The sequence below is a fragment of the Streptomyces sp. NPDC059785 genome, assembly GCF_042732375.1.
Lineage (GTDB): Bacteria > Actinomycetota > Actinomycetes > Streptomycetales > Streptomycetaceae > Streptomyces.
The window spans coordinates 14,628-32,633 of sequence record NZ_JBHWHV010000086.1 but is presented as its reverse complement, the minus strand read 5'-3'; the positions used below and the strand labels follow the sequence as shown (position 1 = coordinate 32,633).

At 74.0% G+C, this 18,006-nt stretch carries 16 protein-coding genes and 2 pseudogenes; 4 read left to right on the top strand and 14 right to left on the bottom strand.

From position 1 onward, the window contains the following. Positions 1 to 62: 62 nt before the first annotated feature. Together ACFV6E_RS39370 and ACFV6E_RS39365 are read right to left on the bottom strand one after the other, a co-directional pair. Positions 63 to 1,007, bottom strand: a complete 945-nt coding sequence (locus ACFV6E_RS39370; protein ID WP_385468366.1) for a DMT family transporter — start codon at positions 1,005 to 1,007, stop codon at positions 63 to 65. After that, a complete protein-coding gene (locus ACFV6E_RS39365; protein ID WP_385169908.1) occupies positions 1,004 to 1,816 on the bottom strand; it encodes a phosphatase PAP2 family protein in 813 nt (270 codons plus the stop codon). Before ACFV6E_RS39365 ends, ACFV6E_RS39370 begins: the two co-directional genes overlap by 4 nt. Before the next feature lie 228 nt (positions 1,817 to 2,044). On the opposite strand from ACFV6E_RS39365, the gene ACFV6E_RS39360 reads away from it, so the two are divergent. Further along, positions 2,045 to 2,659 carry a TetR-like C-terminal domain-containing protein gene (locus tag ACFV6E_RS39360; protein WP_385169906.1) on the top strand — a complete coding sequence of 205 codons (615 nt, stop codon included), beginning with the start codon at positions 2,045 to 2,047 and terminating at the stop codon, positions 2,657 to 2,659. A 172-nt stretch (positions 2,660 to 2,831) separates the two neighbouring features. Here ACFV6E_RS39360 and ACFV6E_RS39355 read toward each other — a convergent pair whose 3' ends face one another. The 3 genes and pseudogenes from ACFV6E_RS39355 to ACFV6E_RS39345 form a co-directional block, all read right to left on the bottom strand. Next, positions 2,832 to 3,833: a DUF2510 domain-containing protein gene (locus ACFV6E_RS39355; RefSeq protein WP_385468363.1), complete on the bottom strand. Its 1,002-nt coding sequence runs from the start codon at positions 3,831 to 3,833 to the stop codon at positions 2,832 to 2,834. 94 nt (positions 3,834 to 3,927) lie between these two features. Further along, a pseudogene (locus tag ACFV6E_RS39350) lies at positions 3,928 to 4,080 on the bottom strand (anhydro-N-acetylmuramic acid kinase); the annotation flags it as partial. Further along, a pseudogene (locus tag ACFV6E_RS39345) lies at positions 4,076 to 4,261 on the bottom strand (metabolite-proton symporter); the annotation flags it as partial. The pseudogenes ACFV6E_RS39350 and ACFV6E_RS39345, both read right to left, overlap by 5 nt. Positions 4,262 to 4,555: 294 nt before the next feature. Here ACFV6E_RS39345 and ACFV6E_RS39340 point away from each other — a divergent pair. Further along, entirely contained in the window at positions 4,556 to 7,228 is a 2,673-nt protein-coding gene (locus tag ACFV6E_RS39340; RefSeq protein ID WP_385468361.1) for an ATP-binding protein, read from the top strand. Between the two features lie 79 nt (positions 7,229 to 7,307). Here the strand turns inward: ACFV6E_RS39340 and pcaD are convergent, their stop codons facing one another. Genes pcaD through ACFV6E_RS39305 form a run of 7 tightly spaced genes read right to left on the bottom strand, consistent with a single transcriptional unit; the run spans position 7,308 to position 13,879 of the window. Next, complete coding sequence (gene pcaD / locus ACFV6E_RS39335) at positions 7,308 to 8,438, bottom strand: 3-oxoadipate enol-lactonase (protein WP_385468358.1); 1,131 nt, start codon at positions 8,436 to 8,438, stop codon at positions 7,308 to 7,310. Beyond that, positions 8,435 to 9,817: a 3-carboxy-cis,cis-muconate cycloisomerase gene (pcaB, locus tag ACFV6E_RS39330; RefSeq protein ID WP_385468355.1), complete on the bottom strand. Its 1,383-nt coding sequence runs from the start codon at positions 9,815 to 9,817 to the stop codon at positions 8,435 to 8,437. Before pcaB ends, pcaD begins: the two co-directional genes overlap by 4 nt. Beyond that, positions 9,814 to 10,419, bottom strand: a complete 606-nt coding sequence (gene pcaG / locus ACFV6E_RS39325) for a protocatechuate 3,4-dioxygenase subunit alpha (RefSeq protein ID WP_385468352.1) — start codon at positions 10,417 to 10,419, stop codon at positions 9,814 to 9,816. Before pcaG ends, pcaB begins: the two co-directional genes overlap by 4 nt. Positions 10,420 to 10,425: 6 nt before the next feature. Continuing rightward, positions 10,426 to 11,199 (bottom strand): protocatechuate 3,4-dioxygenase subunit beta, encoded by a 774-nt coding sequence (gene pcaH / locus ACFV6E_RS39320; RefSeq protein ID WP_385169890.1) that lies wholly within the window; start codon positions 11,197 to 11,199, stop codon positions 10,426 to 10,428. An 18-nt stretch (positions 11,200 to 11,217) separates the two neighbouring features. After that, positions 11,218 to 12,459 (bottom strand): thiolase family protein, encoded by a 1,242-nt coding sequence (locus ACFV6E_RS39315; RefSeq protein ID WP_385468349.1) that lies wholly within the window; start codon positions 12,457 to 12,459, stop codon positions 11,218 to 11,220. Further along, entirely contained in the window at positions 12,456 to 13,103 is a 648-nt protein-coding gene (locus tag ACFV6E_RS39310) for a CoA transferase subunit B (protein WP_385169885.1), read from the bottom strand. The genes ACFV6E_RS39315 and ACFV6E_RS39310 overlap by 4 nt, the downstream gene beginning before the upstream one ends. Then, on the bottom strand, positions 13,103 to 13,879 hold the full coding sequence (locus ACFV6E_RS39305) for a CoA transferase subunit A (protein WP_385169882.1): 777 nt from the start codon (positions 13,877 to 13,879) through the stop codon (positions 13,103 to 13,105). Before ACFV6E_RS39305 ends, ACFV6E_RS39310 begins: the two co-directional genes overlap by 1 nt. A 235-nt stretch (positions 13,880 to 14,114) precedes the next feature. Between ACFV6E_RS39305 and ACFV6E_RS39300 the strand changes: the two genes are divergently transcribed. Further along, positions 14,115 to 14,582: a MarR family winged helix-turn-helix transcriptional regulator gene (locus ACFV6E_RS39300; protein WP_385169880.1), complete on the top strand. Its 468-nt coding sequence runs from the start codon at positions 14,115 to 14,117 to the stop codon at positions 14,580 to 14,582. Between the two features lie 22 nt (positions 14,583 to 14,604). Here the strand turns inward: ACFV6E_RS39300 and ACFV6E_RS39295 are convergent, their stop codons facing one another. Continuing rightward, positions 14,605 to 15,702 carry a DUF3048 domain-containing protein gene (locus ACFV6E_RS39295; protein WP_385468347.1) on the bottom strand — a complete coding sequence of 366 codons (1,098 nt, stop codon included), beginning with the start codon at positions 15,700 to 15,702 and terminating at the stop codon, positions 14,605 to 14,607. A gap of 90 nt (positions 15,703 to 15,792) precedes the next feature. Next, the gene (locus tag ACFV6E_RS39290; RefSeq protein ID WP_385169875.1) at positions 15,793 to 16,869 is read right to left on the bottom strand and encodes an ATP-dependent DNA ligase; all 1,077 of its coding nucleotides are present in this window, start codon (positions 16,867 to 16,869) and stop codon (positions 15,793 to 15,795) included. 74 nt (positions 16,870 to 16,943) lie between these two features. Between ACFV6E_RS39290 and ligD the strand changes: the two genes are divergently transcribed. Further along, the gene (gene ligD, locus ACFV6E_RS39285; protein ID WP_385169872.1) at positions 16,944 to 17,951 is read left to right on the top strand and encodes a non-homologous end-joining DNA ligase; all 1,008 of its coding nucleotides are present in this window, start codon (positions 16,944 to 16,946) and stop codon (positions 17,949 to 17,951) included. Positions 17,952 to 18,006 lie beyond the last annotated feature (55 nt).

Below are 18,006 nucleotides of genomic sequence, written 5' to 3'. Positions count from 1 at the left end.
GCCGCGAGCAGGGCGGCCACGGTCCGGTAGGTGCCGGCCGCCGCCGTTCGCGTCCGCGTGCGCTACAGCCTGGTGAGATGCCGCCGCGCGCGGCGCGCGGGCTGACGGGGCATCAGCGCGGGTTCCTGGGCCGCCGCCCCGGAGTCCAGCGCCAGTACGGCGGCCACCGGGTGGTCGTCGGCGGGCGCGGGCCCGGCGGCGCGGGACAAAACCACCACTCCCCAGGCGGCGAGCGCCGCCCCCGCCAGGGCCAGCAGTATCCCGGCCGAGCCGCCCTGGAGGCGTTCGCCGAGCAGGGACAGGCCGATCACCGCCGCGGCGACCGGGTTGGCCAGCGTCACCACGGCGAGCGGCGCCCCGAGCCCGCCCCGGTAGGCGGTCTGCGACAGCAGCAGCCCGCCGGTGGCGAACGCGGCGACCAGCAGCGCGACGACGACCACCTGGACGCTGAGCAGCGGGCCCGTACGGTCGGTTGCCGCCACGGTCACGGTCTGGGTGAGCGCGGAGGCGACGCCCGAGGCGAAGCCGGACGCGCTCGCGTGCCGCAGCCCCGGGCGGGCGCCCCGGCGCGCCAGCGCACCGATCACCAGCGCGGTCAGACCGGCCACGGCCAGCGCCTGAGGCAGGGTCAGCACGTCGTCGGGCGCGGGTCCGGTGGCCGCCACGAGCAGCGCGGCGAGCCCGGCCAGGGTGAGCGCCGTGCCCCGCCACTCGACCGCGCTGACCCGGCGCCCGGCCAGCCGTGCGCCCAGCGGCACCGCCGCCACCAGGGTCAGCGCGCCGAGCGGCTGTACGAGGGTGAGGGGTCCGTAGGCGAGGGCCGCGACGTGCAGCAGCGCGGCGGACGCGTTGAGCGTGACCGACCACCACCAGGCGCCGTTGCCGAGCAGCCGCAGGAAACCGGTGCCCGCGCTCCGCGCGGCGAGCCGCTCCTGCGCCACCGCGGCGGCCGCGTAGGCGACGGCGGAGAACAGCGACAGGACGACCGCGAGGACGGTGGCGCTCATCGTCCGGCCCCCACGAGCCCGGTCACCGAGTCGGCGCCGGCCCGCTGCCGGGGGCGCGGTCCGGCCGCCGCCGTGCGGTGCGGCGGAGGCACCACGGCGAGTGCGATGCCGAGCAGCGCCGTCACCACGAGCGCGTCGAGCCAGTAGTGGTTCGCCGTGCCGACGATCACCAGCAGGGTGAGCAGCGGATGCAGCAGCCACAGCACGCGCCAGTGCGAGCGGCCCGCGGCCATCAGGCCGATCGCGACCATGAGCGCCCAGCCGAAGTGCAGCGACGGCATCGCCGCGAACTGGTTCGCCATCGCGTCGGCCGCGGGGTGCGCCCCGTAGACCGTCGGCCCGTACACCTGGCCGGTGTCCACCAGGCCCGCGGCGCCCAGCAGCCGGGGCGGGGCCAGCGGGAAGGTGAGATGCAGCACGAGGGCGGCGGCGGTGAGCGCGGCCAGGACCCGGCGCGCCCACACGTAGTGCCCGGGGCGCCGCCAGTACAGCCAGACGAGGAACGCGGCGGTGGCCGGGAAGTGGACGGCCGCGTAGTAGGTGTTCGCGACGTGCACGAGGGTGTCGCCGTGCAGCAGCACGCTCTGCACGGCGCCCTCGCCCGGCAGGTGGACCGCCCGCTCCCAGTCCCACACGCGGTGGGCGTTGCGGAAGGCCTCGCCGGTGTGGCCGTCGGCCAGCAGCCGCCCTGCCTTGTAGACGACGAAGAGCCCGGTGACGAGCAGGAGCTCACGGATCAGCGGCGGCCGGGCACGGGTGTCCGGTGCCGTGACCGTCTCCCGGTTCGCGGGCTCGGTCTGGGAATCCATCCCCGACCCCTTTGCTTCACGGTTCTGGGGTGGTGCGTGGTGAGCCCAGGACAGCCCCCACTCGCTGCTCGGACTCGGCAGGCGAGTGGGCCCTGTCCAAGGCCCATCGATACGCCAGTGTACCGATACGGGAGTGTACCGATACGGCCGCGTACCGGTACACTGACGTATCGATACACTGGGATGGCTGATGCGGCCGGGTACCGGCACGAGCGGAGGGGATGAGCCATGACGTCGCAGGCAGCGGAGGGACCGGAGACGGTCGTCGCCTCGCGCCGCTCCAAGATCACGCCCGAGCGTGAGCAGGAGTTCTACGACGCCGTGCTCGACCAGGTCCGCACCTGCGGGTACGAATCGCTCACCATGGAGGGCGTGGCCGCGACCACCCGGTGCAGCAAGTCCACGCTCTACCGGCAGTGGAAGACCAAGCCGCAGTTCGTGGCCGCGGCGCTGCGGGCCAACCGCTGTCCGCGGTTCGCGGGCATCGACACCGGTTCCCTCGCCGGTGACCTGCGGGCCGCCGCGCGCACCGCGGGCGACCAGTCGGGCGGCGACACCCAGCTGCTCCAGGCGCTCGGGCACGCGGTGATGCAGGACAAGGAGCTGAAGATGGCGCTGCGGGAGGCGCTGGTGGAGCCCGAGATCGCCTCGTTCAGGGCGATGATCGGGCGCGCGGTCGACCGCGGCGAGATCGCCGCCGACCATCCGGCGCTGGAGTACCTGCCCGCGCAGTTCTTCGGCATCATCCGGGTCCGCCCCGTCCTGGAAGGGCGGTACGCGGACGCGGACTACGTAGAGGGCTTCGTGGAGGCGGTCGTACTGCCGGCACTCGGCCTGACCTGAGACTCAGGCCGCCGTCCGCGGGATGACCGGACGTCGGCCTGACCGCGCCGCACCGTGGGGACGGGGGCGGCGCGCACCCCCCGGCCGGGTGGGGTTCCTCTTTGAGCGGAGAGGAGCCCCGCCCGGCCGCATCATGTCGGCCGACCGAACATGACGGGGATGAGCCCGGCGATCAGACGTCCTGCCCGCTGCCGCCGCCGCTGGCCGACGACTCCTTGATGCCCTTCGTGATCTGGTCGATGACGGTCGTCCTGGTGCTCACGTCGACGCCGAAGCGGACCACGACGAGCTGGCCGGAGGAGGCCGGCGACGGGAAGGCGAGCGACTCCACGTAGCCGTCGTCGCCCTTGCTCGTGACGACCTTCCAGCGGACCATGTAGCCCTTCTGCCCGGCGACGGTGACCGCCTTCGACGCGAGCTCCTCGTGCGAGGTGATCTTGCCGTAGGTGGTGCCGCCGTAGGATTCCTCGGCGTTCTTGGAGATGTCCTCCTTGGCCGCGGCCTTGGCCGTGGTGGCCTCCAGCTCCAGGGCCACCGCGGGGGCCGAGTAGGCGCCGCCCTTGGTGCAGTCCTTGGACGTGTCGCCGGGGCATTTGTAGGAGTCGTCCGAGGTCACCTGCGCGCCGACCGTGATGCTCGCGCCGCTCCAGCCGTCCGGTACGGGGATGGCGATGCCGTTGATCGCGTCCGTGGCGTAGCCGTCCTCGGTCTGCGGCTGCCCCGACTCGCCCGGCTGGGGCGTCTGGCCGCCGGAGCCGCCCGAATCGCCGGGCGCCCCGCCGGGACCGCCGCCCTCCGGGCCGCCCTGGCCGCCGCCCTGGCCGCCGGGGCCGCCCTGGCCGTTCTGCCCGCCGGGCCCCTGGGAGTTGGCGCTCGTCCCGCTGCCGCCGTCGTCCTTGGTCAGCGCGTACACGCCGCCGCCGATGCCCGCGAGGACCGCGATGGCGGCGGCGACGGCTATGCCCGTGCGCAGCCCGCGCCGCGCGGGGCCGGCCGGCGCGCCCGGGTACGCCCCGGCCGCGGGCGGATGCGCCGGCGGACCCCAGAGGGCGGCCGAACCGACGGGACGGGTCTGCTCCGTCCATGCGTTGCCGTCCCACCAGCGCTCGGCGGGGGGACCGTCACTTGTCTGCCCGGGATCGGGATACCACCCGGGAGGAGTCGCCTGCGTCATGGGAACACCGTATGAGCACTCGGTGAAAGCCGGATGAGAGGGGCGGCCGACAACAGCCCGCCGGCGGGGCGTGCGCACGCGTACGGCCGTGCCGTCACCGCAGGACGAGCCGTACCGGCGCGTGCTCCGCGCGGGGCGGGAGGTTCCAGCCGTCGTGGCCGGGGGTGACGGAGCCCAGGACGCTTGGGTGGCGGGCGCCGGTGCTCGTCGGGTCGGTGCCGGGCAGGCCGTGCGCGGTGAGGAAGCCCCTCGGCCGCGCTGCCGCCCTCCGGCGTGAAGAACCGCTCCGCGATGATCGTCGCGAAGTACCCGTAGACCCCGAACTCGTACCACTCGACGAAGTTGCCGACGGAGCCCGCGACCAGGGCTCGGCGGGACCGTCCGGGCGGGGCGGTGCGCGGATCCGGGCCGTGCGCGGGGGCGGTCATGCCGGTTCCTCCCGGGCGGTGGCCGTTGCCCGGCGGCGCCCCGTGCCGGAAAGCGGAACGGGTCCCGCCGTCGCTCGCAAGTCAGCTTCAGTTCCAGGGGAGTTGGCTGTCAATGACTTTCACCCGCACCGGTCGGTCCGCCGCCGCCCGCACCGGTCGCAACGCTCGCGCGCCGCCCGCGAATACACGACGTCACCCGCGATGGCAACAGGAGTCAGGACGTGCCCCACCGGGACCGTCGGAGGGCTAGGCTCGATGTCTGTACGTCGTTCGGCGACTTCGGGAGGTAGCGGGATGACGGAGGCACGGCCCGGGGTGGCCGCCTCGGCTTCCCTGTGGGAGCGTGACGAGGAAGTCGCCACGGTGGAACGGGCGATCACCGCCCTGTGCGCCGAGTCGCCATCGTCCTCGGGACACCTGCTGGTGTTCACGGGCGAAGCGGGCCTCGGCAAGACGGCGCTGCTGACCGAGGCGCGGCGGATCGCCGAGGCCCGCGGCTGCACGGTGTGGTCCGCCCGCGGCGGCGAGACCGTCACGTCCGTCCCCTTCAACGTGGTACGGCAGTTGCTCCAGCCCGCCCTGGTGTCGCTGCTGCCCGAGGAGGTCCGCGAGTACCTGGGCGACTGGTACGACATCGCGGGCCCCGCGCTGGGCGTCGCGGTACCGGGCGACCGGCAGCCCGACCCGCAGGGCGTCTGCGACGGACTGGTCGCCGCCGTGCGCCGCCTCGCCAAGCGGGAATGGCCGCTGGTGCTGCTCATAGACGACGCGCACTGGGCCGACCTGGAGACCCTGCGCTGGCTCGCTGGCTTCGCCGAGCGGCTCGACGACCTGGCCGTGCTCGTCCTGGTCGCCCGCAGGCCCGGCGAGACCAGCGGCGAGAGCGCCCGCCACCTCGACACCGTCGCCGCCGCGGCCGGTCCCGTCACGGCGCTCAGCGCGCTCACCCCCGACGCGACCGCGGGACTCACGCGTGCCACCCTCGGCGAGCACGCCGACGCGCCGTTCTGCCGCGAGGTCTGGGCGGTGACGGGCGGCAACCCCTACGAATCGGTGGAGCTGCTCGCCAAGGTCCAGGACAGCGGGCTCGACCCGGTCGAGGCGTCGGCCGCGGGACTGCGCGCCCTGAACCGCTCGGCCCGCGGCCGCGGCCTCGTCGCCCGCCTCGAAGGGCTCGGCATCGACGCCACCCGCTTCGCCTGGGCGGCCGCGATCCTCGGCACCGAGATCTCCCTCGAACTCGCCGCCAAGCTCGCCGGGATGCCCCGCGAGGACGCGCTGCGCTGCGCCGAACGGCTCGGCGCCGCCCGTATCCTCACCACCACCCACTCCGCGGGCGGCCACACGGCGGCGGGCGACCTGGAGTTCGTGCACCCGCTGATCGCCAGCGCCGTCTACCGCTCGATCCCCGACGCCTTGCGCACCGCGATGCACGGACAGGCCGCCTGGGCGGTCACCGACTCGGGCCGCGGCCCGGCCGCAGCCTCCCGCCACCTCTTGGAGGTGCACCCGGACGACGACCCCGAGCTGGTCGAGCAGATGCGCGAGGCGGCCCGCGAGCACCTCTCCGTCGGCGCCCCCGACGCGGCCCGCCGCTGTCTGGAGCGCGCCCTCAGGGAGCCGCCGCTGCCCGACACCCATGCGCGCGTGCTCTACGAACTCGGCTGCGCGACCCTGCTGACCGCCCCCGCCAGGACCATCGGGCACCTGCGCGCCGCGCTCGACATGCCGGGCCTGGAGGGCGAGGTGCGGGTGGACGCCGTCTACCGGCTGTCCCAGGCGCTGCTGCACAACGACCAGTTGGAGGAGGCCGTCCGCGCGGTCGACGCCGAGGCCGCCCGCCTCGAACCGGGCCCGGCCCGGATGCGGCTCCAGGCCGTGCACTACATGTGGGAGTCCGTCCACGCCGGCGACGACGGCTCCCCGGGACACTCCAGCGGCCTCGCCGAACTCGCCAGGACCTGCACGGGCCGCGACAACTCCGAGCGCGCCCTGCTCATCCTGCGCGGCTTCGACGCCATGACCCGCGGCGAGAACGCCGAGGAGGTCGCCGAGCTGTGCGACCGCGCCCTGGTCAACGGCCGGCTCGCCCCCGGGCTCGGCTGGACCGACACCGAGTGGGGCATCGAACTGCTGATGATGCTGAGCAGTTCCTACGCCTACACCGACCGGCTCGACCGGGCCGAGAGCCTGTTCAGCGAGGCCCTGCGCGCGTACGAGTCGGCGGGCTGGAGCGGCGGGCACCTCGCCCTCGCGCACGCCTACCTCGGCCTCGCGCACCGCAGGCGCGGCCGGCTCGCCGAGGCCGAGGCGGCCCAGCGCGAATCGCTGCGCCTTGCCGAACGGGTGGGCCGCGGACTGCCGCTGTACTGGTCCGCGACCTGCGGACTCATCGACACGCTGCTCGCCCGCGGCGACGTCCACGAGGCCGGGGAGGTCGCCGAGCGCTACGGTTTCGGGCCGCCCTACCCGTCCACGATCGTGCTGCCGGACACCCGCTCGGTCCGCGGCCGGCTGCTGCTCGCCCTCGGCCGCACCAAGGAGGGCATCAACGAACTGGAGGCCGCGGAGAAGGCGGCCGCCGCGCGCGGCCACCACAACACCGTCCTCGCGCCCTGGGCCGTGGACCTGGCCCGCGCGCTGGCCGTCGAGGACCCGGCACGGGCCGCCGCCCTGGCCGCCGACGCGCGCCGCCAGGCCGAACGCTTCGGCACGGACACCGCCATCGGCGAGGCGCTGCGCTGTGCCGCGGCCCTGGAGTCGGGACCGCGCGCCCTGGAGGTGGCCCGCCAGGCGATCACCTACCTGGAGGCGTCCCCCTGCCAGTACGAACACGCGGCGGCCCGCGTCGAGTACGGCATCGCCGCGGGCTCCGCGGCCGAGCTGGAGAAGGGACTGACCCTGGCCCGCTCGTGCGCGGCGGACGGCCTGGCGGAAAAGGCCGGGCGGGCACTGAGCGAGCTGTGAGGCCGGGCGGGCGCTTGCAGGGGACGGGCTGCCCGCGTCCGCGTACCGCGGCGCGGGCGCCGGCCCGTTCCCCGGGCCCCTACGTGTCCTCCTCCGCCAGCACCCGCTGGGCCACCGCGAACGCCGAGTTGGCGGCGGGCACACCGCAGTACACCGCGCTCTGGAGCAGCACCGCGCCGATCTCCTCCGGGGTGAGGCCGTTGCGCCGGGCGGCGCGGACGTGCATCGCCAGCTCGTCGTAGTGGCCGTGCGCCACCAGCGCGGTCAGCGTGATCATGCTGCGTTCGCGGCGGCTCAGCGTCGGGTCCGTCCAGATCTCGCCCCACGCGTAGCGCGAGATGAAGTCCTGGAAGCGGGCGGTGAAGGGCGACTGCCGGGACTGGGCGCGGTCCACGTGCGCGTCGCCGAGGACCTGGCGGCGCACCTCCATCCCGCGCCCCGGGTGGCCGCCGAAGTGCCCGCGCAGCGCGGCGGTCACCGCCTCCGGACGCTCCGCGGGCGCCAGGTGCGAGGCACCGGCGAGCTCGGTCAGGGAGGCGCCGGGCACCGCGTCCGCGATCTCGCGCAGGTGCGCGGGCGGCGTCGCCGGGTCCTCGCGTCCCGCGATCAGCAGCGTCGGCACGGTGATCTCCGCCAGCCGGTCCCGCAGATCGAAGGCGGCCAGCGCGTCGCAGCAGGCCGCGTACGCCGCCGGGTCGGCGGTGCGGTGGTCCTCGATCAGGCGCGGCACCGTGAAGCCGGGCGTGAACCAGCGGGACGCGGCCGTCGCCGCGACCGGCGCGAGACCCTCCCGGCGGACCAGTTCGGCCCGTTCCCGCCACGGCTGTTCGCCGTTGAAGTGGGCCGAGGAGCAGACCACGGCCAGGGACGTCAGCCGCTCCGGGTGGTGCACGGCGAGATGCAGCCCGACCGCGCCGCCCAGCGACACACCGGCGTACGCGAACCGCTCCACGCCGAGGGAGTCGGCGAGCGCCAGCACGAGCCCGGCGAGATCGGCGACCGTCGCGCCGGGGCCGGTCAGCGAGGCGGGCGACCCGCCGTGGCCCGGCAGGTCCCAGCGGATCACCCGGTGGGTGACGGACAGTTCGGGCGCGACCGCGTCCCACAGGGCGGTGGACGTGCCGAGCGAGGAGCCGAGGAAGAGCGGGGGAGCCGACTCGGGTCCCTCGGCGCGGTGGTGCGGCAGCTTGCCGGACGGCTCGGTGGTCAAGATCGCTCCAAGGCGCGGTCGGTGAGGGCTCCGGCGGAGCCCACGTAGTGGGCGGGATCGGTCAGCTCGTCGAGATCGACGCCGTCGAGGGCGGGCTCCTCGCGGAGCACCGCCACGAGGGGCAGGTCCTCGGCGGTGGTGCGCTTGGCGGCCCGGGTCAGCAGCTCCTTGGCGCGGGCCCGGCCGAGGACGGGCGCGAGTTCGGCCGTGAGCCGCTCGGAGACGATCAGCCCGTGGGTGAGCCCGAGGTGCGCGGCCATCGCACCGGCGTCCACCCGCAGCCCCTCGGCGAGTTCGGCGGCGTCCCGGGCGGCACCGCCGACCAGCCGCAGCAGCTCGCGCAGCGGCTCCCACTCCGCGTGCCAGGCACCGGCGGGCCGCTCGTCCTCGGCGGCGACCGCCCCGTACAGGGTGGCGGCGAGGTGCGGTGCCCGCCGGGCGGCGGCGGCCACCAGCGTCGCCCGCACCGGGTTCGCCTTGTGCGGCATGGCCGACGAACCGCCGCCGGTGCCCTCGGCGACCTCGGTGATCTCGGTACGGCTGAGGGTGAGCACGTCGGCCGCGGCCTTGCCGAGCGCCCCCGCCGTGAAGGCCAGCGCCCCGGCCAGGTCGGCGACCGGCGTACGGAGGGTGTGCCAGGGCAACAGCGGTTCGGCGAGGCCGAGTTCACGGGCGTACGCGGCGACCAGCGCGAGCGGATCGGCCCGCTCCGGGGCGCCGGTCCCGGCGGCGTACACGGTGAACGCGGCGAGGGTGCCGGCCGCGCCGCCGAGCTGGGCGGGCAGCGCGGCCCGGACCGCGGCGAGCCGGTCCCGGGCGTCGAGGACCAGGGACCGCCAGCCGGCCGCCTTCAGACCGAAGGTCGTGGGCACCGCGTGCTGGGTGAGCGTACGGCCCGGCATCGCGGTGTCCCGGTGGAGCGCGGCGAGCGCGGCCAGCGCCCGCTGCGTACGTTCCAGGTCGCCGAGGACGAGGTCCAGGGTGCGCACGGCCACCAGCATCGTCGCCGTGTCCAGGATGTCCTGGCTGGTGGCGCCCCGGTGGACGTAGGGCCCGTACTCCTCGCCGACCGCCCCGGTCAGGTCCGCGACCAGCGGGATGACCGGGTTGCCGCCGCCGCGGGCGCGCCGGGCGATGTCCCCCACGTCGTAGCGCGCGGGGTCGGCCGCCGCGTCCACCGCCGCCGCGGCGGCGGCCGGGGCGAGCCCCAGCGACGCCTGGGCGCGGGTCAGCGCGGCCTCCGCGTCGAGCAGCGCCCGCAGACAGGCGCTGTCGTCGCTCGCGGCGGCCGCCGGGGAACCGGCCCACCCGGGGGAGAGCAGACCGGCGTCGTGACCGGCGGAGCGGTCAGGGTGATCAGGGTGGTCGGGTGATGTCACTCGAACTCCAGGAAGACCGTCTCGCCCTCGCCCTGAAGGCGGATGTCGAAACGGTACGTGCCGTTCCGCTCGTCCGCCGCGATCAGCGTGTCGCGGCGCTCGGGCGGGAGCTGCGCGAGCAGCGGGTCCCCGGCGAGCGCGGCCTCGTCGCCCGGGAGGTAGATCCGGGTGAACAGGTGCATCAGCAGCCCGCGGGCGAACACGCAGACGCTGAGGTACGGGGCGCTGTGCCCGCGGGCGCCGGGCCGCAGGGTGCGCGCGTACCAGTGCCCGCCCGCGTCGGTCTGGATCCGGCCGAACCCGGTGAACTCCACGCCGTTGCGGCCGAGGAAACCGCCGCTCGCGGGGTCACGCCGCATCGAGCCGTCGGTCGTCGACACCCGCCCGTCAGGGCCCGGACCCCACAGTTCCACGAAGGCGTCCGGCAGCGGCCTGCCCTCGCCGTCGGTGATGTAGCCCTGGACCGTGATGGTGTCGGGGTGGCCCAGGGGCGCGATGTCACCGCCGCCGGGGAAGGGCAGCGCGTAGCCGTAGAAGGGGCCGACCGTGTGCGAGGGGGTGGGCAGCAGGTTCTCCGGGCTGCTCGTGTCGATCTTCGTCATGGCGGGTCAGCGTCCTTCTTCCATCCAGGTGGCGGCCGGGCCGTCGAGCACGATGTCCCAGTGGTAGCCGAGCGAGAACTCCGGCACCGACAGGCTGTGGTCGTAACGGGCGACCAGCCGCTGCCGGGCGGCGTCGTCCGTCACGGACTGGAGGATCGGGTCGTAGGGGAACAGCGGGTCGTTCGGGAAGTACATCTGCGTCACGAGCCGCTGCGTGAACGCCGAGCCGAAGACCGAGAAGTGGATGTGCGCCGGACGCCAGGCGTTGACGTGATTGCGCCACGGGTACGGGCCCGGCTGGACGGTGGTGAACCGGTAGAAACCGTCGTCGTCGCTGAGCGTGCGGCCGACGCCGGTGAAGTTCGGGTCGAGCGGCGCGTCGTGCTGCTCGCGCTGGTGCGCGTACCGGCCCGCCGAGTTGGCCTGCCAGATCTCCACGAGCTGGCCGCGCACCGGGCGGCCCTCGCGGTCGAGCAGCCGCCCCGAGACGGTGATGCGCTCGCCGATCGGCTCGCCGGTGTGCTGCCGGGTGAGGTCGTTGTCGATCTCGGTGATGTCCCGTTCGCCGAAGGCGGGCGAGTCCAGCTCCACCAGCTCCGGGTCCTTGCTGACGTCGATGGTGACCGGCGGCTGCTGGGGGTGGCGCAGCAGCGAGGAGCGGTACGGGGCGTAGTCGCGGCGCGGATGGTGCTCCACGGGCGCGCCCCCGGCGACGCGTTTCTCGTACGCGGCGTGCTCGGCCGCTATCTCGGCGTCGATGTCGTGCTGGGTGAGAGTCATGGGAACTCCTGGAGCTTCTTAGCGTTCGAGGACGAGGGCGAGGCCCTGGCCGACGCCGATGCAGAGGGTGGCGACGCCGACTCCGCCGCCCTTGCGGGCGAGCCGGTGGGCGACGGTGCCGGCGAGCCGGGCACCGGAGGCGCCGAGCGGGTGGCCCAGGGCGATGGCGCCGCCCTGCGGGTTGAGGACCGCCGGGTCGAACTCGGGCCACTCGGCGACACAGCCGAGCACCTGGGCGGCGAAGGCCTCGTTCAGCTCCAGGACGTCCAGGTCGGCGAAGCTCTTCCCAGCCTTGGCGAGGGCGCGGTTGACGGCCTCGACGGGGGCGAGCCCGAAGTAGTCCGGGTCGAGGGCGTGCACGCCGGTGGCGGAGACCCGGGCCAGCGGCTCACGGCCGGTGGCCTTCAGCCCTTCCTCGTCCACCAGGAGCAGGGCGGCGGCACCGTCGTTGAGCGGCGAGGCGTTCCCCGCCGTGACCGTCCCTCCCCCAGCCTCCGGCCGGGGGGACCCCCATCTCGCTTCGCTCGCCGTACGGAAGGACGGCTTCAGCTTGGCCATCGCCGCCAGGGAGGCGTCCGGGCGGACGGACTCGTCGGCGGCGACCACGCGCGGGTCGCCCTTGCGCTGCGGGATCGTGACGGGCGCCAGCTCGGCGTCGAACAGGCCCTCCGCCTGCGCCTTCGCGGCCTTCTGATGGGAGGCGAGGGCGAACTCGTCCTGCTGCGCACGGCTGATCTTGTGCTTGTCGGCGATGAGTTCGGCCGACTCGCCCAGCGGGATCGTCCACTGCGGCTCCATCCGCGGGTTGACCATGCGCCAGCCCAGCGTGGTGGAGTACAGCTCGGTGTGCGCGGCCGGGAATGGCTTGTCGTTCTTGGGCAGCACGTACGGGGCCCGGGTCATTGACTCGACGCCGCCCGCGACGGCGATCGAGGCGTCGCCGCAGCGGATGGCGCGGGCCGCCTGCACGACCGCCTCCAGACCGGAGGCGCACAGCCGGTTCACGGTCACGCCGGGGACGCTGGTGGGCAGACCGGCGAGCAGCGCGGCCATGCGGCCGACGTTGCGGTTCTCCTCACCGGCGCCGTTGGCGTTGCCGACGTACACGTCCTCGATCCGGGACGGGTCCAAGTCGGGGGTACGGGCGAGGAGTTCACGGATGGCGTGCGCGGCCAGGTCGTCCGGGCGGACCGACGCGAGCGCGCCGTTGTACCGGCCGACCGGCGTACGGACGGCGTCGACGATGTAGACGTCCCTCACGGCCGGCTCTCCTCCGGGATACGGATCTTGGCGTCGGTCTTGGCGGTGATCTCCTCCACCGTCACCCCTGGGGCGGTTTCGGTGAGGGTGAGGCCGGTGGGGGTGATGTCGAGGACGCCGAGGTCGGTGATGATCCGGTTCACGCAGGCCCGGCCGGTCAGCGGCAGCACGCACTCCTCGAGGATCTTCGGGGAGCCGTCCTTGGCGGTGTGCGTCATCACCACGATGACGGTGCGGGCGCCGTGCACCAGGTCCATCGCCCCGCCGATCCCGGTGACCATCTTCCCCGGCACCGCCCAGTTCGCCAGGTCCCCGCCCGCCGAGACCTGCATCGCGCCGAGCACGGCGACGTCGATGTGCCCGCCCCGGATCATCGCGAACGACAGCGCCGAGTCGAAGTAGGACGCCCCCGGCAGGACCGTGACGGTCTCCTTCCCGGCGTTGATCAGGTCCGGGTCGACCTGCTCCTCGGCCGGATACGGGCCGGTGCCCAGGATGCCGTTCTCCGACTCCAGAGTGACCTCCACGCCCGCCGGGAGGTAGTTGGGGATCAGCGTCGGCAGCCCGATGCCGAGATTGACGTACTGGCCGTCGCGCAGCTCGCGTGCCGCCCGCGCGGCCATCTCCTGCCGTGTCCAGGCCATCAGCCGCTCACCCTCTCTGCGGGCGCGGACACCGTCCGCTTCTCGATCCGCTTGTCCGCCGCCTGCTCCGGGGTGAGGGCCACCACGCGCTGGACGAAGACGCCCGGCAGGTGCACCGCGTCCGGATCCAGCTCGCCCGGCTCGACCAGCTCCTCCACCTCCGCGATCGTCACCCGCCCGGCCATCGCGGCGAGGGGGTTGAAGTTGCGGGAGGACTTGCTGAAGACCAGGTTGCCGTGCCGGTCCCCCCTGGCCGCGCGGACCAGGGCGTAGTCGGTGCGGATGCCGCGCTCCAGGACGTAGTCGGTGCCGTCGAAGTCCCGTACCTCCTTGGGCGGGGAGGCCACCGCCACCTGGCCGGCGCCGTCGTAGCGCCAGGGCAGCCCGCCCTCGGCGACCTGCGTGCCCACCCCGGCCGGCGTGTAAAAGGCCGGAATCCCCGCCCCGCCGGCCCGCAGCCGCTCGGCCAGCGTGCCCTGCGGGATCAGCTCCAGCTCCAGCTCCCCGCCCAGATACTGCCGCGCGAACTCCTTGTTCCCCCCGATGTAGGAACCGGTCACCCGCACGATCCGCCCCGCCGCCAGCAGCACCGCCAGCCCGGACTCCATCGCCCCGCAATTGTTGGAGACCACCGACAATCCGCCCACCCCGCGCTCGTACAACGCCTGGATCAGCACGTTCGGCACACCCGACAGCCCGAAACCACCCACCGCCAACGACGCACCCGCCGGCACATCCGCCACCGCCTCAAGGGCCGAGGCGACCACCTTGTCCATCCGTCAAGCCCCATCTCTTCCAAGCGCCCCGAGCGGACCTCCGAACGGAAGGAACGGAATTAGTCAGGGCACTGAGTATTTCAGCGAGGTTGCCCACACGCTGCCACCGGAAGCCCGAAGCGTCAATAGTTCGCAGGTAGATCCATATGTGCGAGGGGTGGAGCGGGGCGCAGACAGGTGGTGTGTGCTGCGGGTATCGTTCAGTGCACCAATCAATGCGACCACGGGAGCGCACATGGCCGCGGTGGACCTCTCCGCCCATCCCGGGCACCTCGCCCGGCGGCTCCAGCAGGCGCACTACCTGCTGTGGAACACGATGGTCTCCGAGGAGATCACCTCGCCGCAGTTCGCGGTGCTCAACGCGGTCCTCAGCGAGCCGGCGGGCCTGGACCAGCGCACCGTGGGGGAGAAGGTGGGCCTCGACCGGTCGACCATCGCCGAGGTCGTCACCCGGCTCAGCCGCCGCGGACTGCTCGACAAGGTCCGCGACCCGCAGGACGGCCGCCGCTCCCTGCTGCGCCTCACGGACGCCGGTGTGCGCACCCACCGCAAGCTGACCGTGCGCACCGCCCGGATGAACCAGGTCTTCCTCGCGCCGCTCTCCGCCGCGGAGCAGACCCTGTTCTTCGACCTCATCCAGCGGGTGTCGGACGCCGCGGAGGGGCTCCGCAACCCGGCGGAACCCCTCGCCGCACCCCGCTGAGGCCGCTCGCGGGCCCGGACCGTCAGTCCTGGGTGAACACCACCCACACCTGCCCCTTCGCGAAGTTCAGCGGCGAGCCGTCCGGCGCCGTGAAGTCCGTGCCCGAACTCGCCGACGGCCGCTGCCAGGCGGCCCTGTAGGAGCGCCCGTCGCGCAGCACCTCGGCCTTGCCGGACCCGACGGTCTGCGTGAACGGCGTGTTGCTGCCCAGTACGTCGTGGAAGCGGGAGGTCAGCACCTTCACGTGCTGCACGACCACGGTCGCGGGCGCCACCGCCCTGCCCTCCGGGGTCACGGCCCGGGTGTCGCCCATGGACACCAGCCAGCGTCCGCGCCCGGCGGACCAGGTGAAGGTGAACCGGGCCGAGGGGTAGCGCACCGTGCGGGTCCGCTCCGGGGTGCCGCCCGAGGGTGCGGGGCCGTAGCGGAAGCCGGTGGTCAGGGCCGCGGCGCCCGGGACGGAGTCCATGAGCCGCCGCGGGCGCACGTACAGGTCGTGCGGCGCCGCCCTCCCCGGGGCGCGGTAGTAGGCGGCGGCGTCGTCCTCGGGCCGGACTCCGCGCAGCGCCGCCCGGTCGATCAGCGGCAGCAGCCTGCGCTGCGCCCCGGAGTAGGCGAGCGTCGGCTCGTCGAACTGGCCCAGCAGGTCGAGATCCGACTCGCGGGCGCTGCGCACCGGCCCGACCGACTTCGGCAGCTTCGTCGCGTAGACCGCCATGAGACGGCTGAGCCCGCCCTCGACCTGTTCCGCGTAGACCACGTCCGCGGTGTCCAGGCCCGACTGCGGCCGGGCGGGCCGCACATTGTCGATCTTGACGGCCAGTACCGGGCCCGCGGCCCGTTTTGGAGCCGGGGTCCGCTCGGGGCCCGCGCCCGGTCCGGGGAGCGCGGTCCGCCGCGGGCTCGCCGTCCGCTCCGGCCGCTGTTCCGGGTGCGCGCCGCGTCCGTCGTCCCGCGGATCGCCGCCGACGGTGCAGCCCGTCAGCAGCGAGCCCGTCACCGCGGCGGCCAGCAGCGCCGCCGTCATTGCGCCGCGTCGCCGCCGCACCCTCTGTCCCATGCCCACCGTGGCCACCACGTCCCGTGTCGTCGACTGTGCGCGTTCATACGTTGCGCTCATACGTTCGTCGGTGGCCATACCCGTTCATTTCGGATCACGCGCGCCGGGTGGGCCGAACGGCGCAGCGAACCGGCCACTCGCGGGTACCGGTCAGTCCCCTGCGGACGTGCCCAGGATCTCCGCGAGGTCGTAGCGCACCGGCTCGTCGAGCTGGTCGAAGGTGCAGCTCTCCGGGGTGCGGTCCGGGCGCCAGCGGCGGAACCGGGCGGTGTGCCGGAACCGCACCCCGTTCTCCATGTGGTCGTACGCCACCTCCGCCACCCGCTCGGGCCGCAGCGGCACCCAGGAGAGGTCCTTCTTCGCCGACCAGCGGCTCGGCGCCCCCGGCAGCCGGGCCGACGCGTGGGCGGACTCCTCCGCCCACGACGCCCACGGGTGCGCGCCGGTGTCCGGCATCCGCAGCGGCGCCAGCTCCTCGACCAGCTCCGCCCGGCGCTTCATCGTGAACGCGGCCGACACCCCGACGTGCTGGAGGGCGCCCCGGTCGTCGTAGAGCCCGAGCAGCAGCGAGCCGACGACCGGGCCGCTCTTGTGCAGGCGGTAGCCGGCCACCACGGCGTCCGCGGTGCGCTCGTGCTTGATCTTGAACATGGCGCGCTCGTCCTGCCGGTAGCGCGAGGCGGGCGGCTTGGCGACCACCCCGTCCAGGCCCGCGCCCTCGTACTGCTCGAACCACTGCCGGGCCGTGTCGATGTCCGTCGTCGCGGGCGCTGCGTGCACCGGGGCGCCGGCGCCGGACAGCGCCGCCTCCAAGCGGGCCCGGCGTTCGGTGAGCGGGGCGCCGAGCAGCGACACGTCGTCCAGGGCGAGCAGGTCGAAGGCGACGAACGACGCCGGGGTCTTCTCCGCCAGCATGCGGACCCGTGAGTCCGCGGGGTGGATGCGTTCGGTCAGCGCGTCGAAGTCGAGATGGCCCTCCCGGGCGATCACGATCTCGCCGTCGAGGACGCACCGCTCGGGCAGCCGCTTGGCGAAAGCCTCGACCAGCTCGGGAAAGTACCTGGTCAGAGGCTTGGTGTTGCGGCTGCCGAGCTCGATCTCGGCCCCGTCGCGGAACACGATCGCCCGGAACCCGTCCCACTTCGCCTCGTAGTGCATGTCCGGCGGGATCTTCGCCACCGACTTGGCGAGCATGGGTTTCACGGGCGGCATCACCGGCAGATCCATGTACCGATTCTGCGGCGTATCGTCACTGTTCGCCCGGTGTGCGAGGTATGCCGGATACGCCTACCCTGACTCGCATGGGCGATGCGGTGGAACTGGCGGTGGGCGGCCGGACGGTGCGGCTGTCCAGCCCGGACAAGGTCTTCTTCCCGGAGCGCGGCTTCACGAAGCTGGACCTCGCCGAGTACTACCTCGCCGTCGGCGACGGCATCCTGCGGGCCCTGCGCAGCCGTCCGACCACGCTGGAGCGCTACCCGGACGGCGTCGGCGGCGAGTCGTTCTTCCAGAAGCGCGCCCCGAAGAACATGCCGGACTGGATCCCCACCGCGCACATCACCTTCCCCAGCGGCCGCAGCGCGGACGAGATGTGCCCCACCGAGCCCGGCGCCGTCGTCTGGGCCGCCCAGTACGGCACGCTCACCTTCCACCCCTGGCCGGTGCGCGGCGACGACGTCGACCACCCCGACGAACTCCGGCTCGACCTCGACCCGCAGCCCGGCACCGACTACGCCGACGCGGTGCGCGCCGCCCGCGAACTGCGCGAGGTCCTGCACGAGTACGGCGGCCTGCGCGGCTGGCCCAAGACCTCCGGCGGCCGCGGCCTGCACGTCTTCGTCCCGATCGCACCGCGCTGGACCTTCCCGCAGGTACGCCGCGCCGCCATCGCCGCCGGACGCGAACTGGAACGCCGGATGCCCGAGCAGGTGACCACCTCCTGGTGGAAGGAGGAACGCGGCGAGAAGATCTTCGTCGACTACAACCAGACCGCCCGGGACCGCACCATCGCCTCCGCCTACTCCGTGCGCCCCCGCCCGCACGCGCCGGTCTCCGCACCGCTGCGCTGGGACGAGGTCGGCGACGCCGTACCGCAGGACTTCGACCTGGCCACCATGGGCCGGCGCTACGCCGAACTCGGCGACGTGCACGCCGACATGGACGACCACGCCTTTTCCCTGGAGGCCCTGCTCGAACTCGCCGCCCGCGACGAGCACGACCACGGGCTCGGCGACCTGCCGTACCCGCCCGAGTACCCGAAGATGCCGGGCGAGCCCAAGCGCGTACAGCCGAGCCGCGCCAAGCGCTGAGAGCGGAGAGGGGCGGCGGCCACCGGCCGCCGCCCCCTTCTCTTTTCAGCCGCTC